This is a genomic window from Micromonospora echinofusca (assembly GCF_017614955.1).
GTDB lineage: Bacteria > Actinomycetota > Actinomycetes > Mycobacteriales > Micromonosporaceae > Micromonospora > Micromonospora echinofusca_A.
In genome coordinates this window covers 1-2,520 of the sequence record NZ_WVUH01000572.1, presented here as the reverse complement: position 1 = coordinate 2,520, position 2,520 = coordinate 1, and the positions used below count along the sequence as shown (strand labels likewise).

3 protein-coding genes are annotated in these 2,520 nt (G+C 73.2%); all 3 read right to left on the bottom strand.

The features are described 5' to 3' along the window. Positions 1-813, bottom strand: an 813-nt coding sequence (locus tag GSF22_RS32845) for an SIS domain-containing protein (RefSeq protein ID WP_208817801.1), incomplete at its 3' end; no start/stop codon positions are given. Beyond that, complete coding sequence (locus tag GSF22_RS32840) at positions 810-995, bottom strand: Trm112 family protein (protein ID WP_208817800.1); 186 nt, start codon at positions 993-995, stop codon at positions 810-812. The genes GSF22_RS32840 and GSF22_RS32845, both read right to left, overlap by 4 nt. Before the next feature lie 60 nt (positions 996-1,055). Further along, positions 1,056-2,441, bottom strand: a complete 1,386-nt coding sequence (locus GSF22_RS32835) for a phosphomannomutase/phosphoglucomutase (RefSeq protein WP_208817799.1) — start codon at positions 2,439-2,441, stop codon at positions 1,056-1,058. Positions 2,442-2,520 lie beyond the last annotated feature (79 nt).

Below are 2,520 nucleotides of genomic sequence, written 5' to 3'. Positions count from 1 at the left end.
CCCCGCCTCACCGAGCGCCCCCGCCACCACCGGGTAGCGGGCGTTCGCCGACAGGGTGTCGCCGAACCGTCGGGCGGCGACGGTGGCCAGCGGGGAGGAACCCCAGACGATCGGCACCGAACCGGCCAGCCCGAGCGCGAGCGACTTCGCCGGGTTCACGAACGACTCGGCGGTGGGCCGGCACCGGTCCGCGTCCGCGTCCAGCCGGGCCGCGGTCTCCGCCAGGTCCGCCTCGTTGACCTTCACCAGGCCGAGGGTACGGGCGGCGAGCAGAACCGGCACGGTGAGCGCCCAGAGGCTGGCCCGGGCCGGTGCCCGGCGGGGTACCGGGATGAACGGGGCCCGCACCCGGTCGGCGACCGACTGGAGCTGCGAGTCGGGGGCACCGATCGCCACCAGCCGGGCACCCCGGCGGGCGGCCGCCTCGGCCGCGCCGAGCGCCTCCGGGCTGCGCCCCGAGGCGCTGATCGCGATCACCACGTCCGCCGCGCCCACCCAGCCGGGGATGCCGGCGCTGCGGTGCGGGATGACCGGGACCGGGCAGCGCGGCCCGGCGACCGTGGCCAGCACGTCACCGGTACGCCCGGCGGTGCCGATACCGGCGATCACCACCGCCCTGGGGCGGCCCTCGTCGGCGAGTACCCCCAGGTTGGCCTCCGCCGCCAGCGCGGCCGACTCCCGCACCTGGGCGCCGGCCGAGGCGGTGAACCGGAGCATGCCGCCCGGGTCCAGCTCGGCCAGCGCGTCCGGATCGTCGAGCAGGGCCTCGTCGGCCTCGCGCCGCCCGCTGACCCCGGCCACCGGCTCCCTCATGCCTGCCCCCCGGAGCCGCCACGCGCCTCGTCCAGCAGGAGCACCGGTACGTCGTCCCGGACCTCGAAGATCCGACCGCACTCGGTGCAGGTCAGGGTCTGCGCGTCCGGGTCGTAGTCCAGCGGGGCATGGTGTGTGTCGGGACAGGCGAGGATCTCGAGCAACTGCGGGTCCAGGGCCACGGCGCGGCTCCTTCCACGTATGCGGTCGGCCGGTCGTCGGTGGCGACCGGCGCACGGATCTTATCGGCGAACGAGGCCGAGCACGTCGTCGCGTAGCGAGATCATCCGCTCCCGGGACGGCGCCTCCACATTGAGCCGGAGCAACGGCTCGGTGTTCGACGGGCGGAGGTTGAGCCAGGCGCCGTCGGTGAAGCGGAGCGTCAGCCCGTCCAACTCGTCGGCGGTCGCCTCCGGGTACGCGCCCCTGACCTCGGCGATCTTCGCCGCCTGGTCGGCCACCGTGGAGTTGATCTCGCCCGAGGCGACGTACCGCTCGTACACACCGGCCAGCTCGGAGAGTGGCCGGTCCTGCCCGCCGAGCGCGGCGAGCAGGTGCATCGCGGCCAGCATGCCGGTGTCGGCGAACCAGAAGTCCCGGAAGTAGTAGTGCGCCGAGTGCTCACCGCCGAAGACCGCACCGGTACGGGCCATCTCCGCCTTGATGAAGGAGTGCCCGACCCGGGTGCAGACCGGTTCGCCGCCGTGCTCCCGGACGATCTCCGGTACGGCGCTGGAGGTGATCAGATTGTGGATGACCGTCGAGCCGGGGTGCTTGGCCAGCTCGCGGACCGCCACCAGGGCGGTGATCGCCGACGGGGAGACCGGTTCGCCCCGCTCGTCGACCACGAAGCACCGGTCGGCGTCACCGTCGAACGCCAGCCCCAGGTCGGCACCGTGCGCGCGGACCGCGTGCTGGAGGTCGACCAGGTTGGCCGGGTCGAGCGGGTTGGCCTCGTGGTTGGGGAACGAGCCGTCCAGCTCGAAATAGAGCGGCACGATGGTCAGCGGCAGGGCCGGCAGGACCGCGTCACCGAGCACACTCGGTACGGTGTGGCCGCCCATCCCGTTACCGGCGTCGACCACCACCTTCAGCGGCCGGATCCCGCGCAGGTCGACCAGGTGACGCAGATGCGCCGCGTAGTCGGCGAGCAGGTCGCGGCGCTCGACCGGTGCCACCGGCTCGCCCGCCGGATGCGGTTCGCCCTTGTCCAGCAGCGCCTGGGCCCGGTCCCGGATCTCGGCCAGGCCGGTGTCCTGACCGATCGGCCGGGCACCCGGGTAGCACATCTTGATCCCGTTGTACTGCGCCGGGTTGTGACTGGCGGTGAACATCGCGCCGGGCAGATCCAGGATGCCGGAGGCGTAGTAGAGCAGGTCGGTGGAGCCGAGCCCGGCGTCGATCACGCCGATGCCCTCGGCGCGTACCCCGGCGGCGAAGGCGGCGGCCAGCCCGGGCGAGGTCTGCCGCATGTCGTACGCCACGACGACCGTGTCCCGCCGCTCGTCGGAGCCGTTGAGGAGCTGGGCGAAAGCCGCCCCGAGCGCCTCTGCGGCGCGCGCGTCCCACTGCTGGGGAACCGTCCCTCGGACGTCGTACGCCTTGACGATCTGGGACAGCTCAGACACTGATCTCGCTCCTTACCGCAGTACGGCCACCGTCAGCCGTTCGTCGTCGTCGACGCACCCGAGCGTATCGGAGCCCACC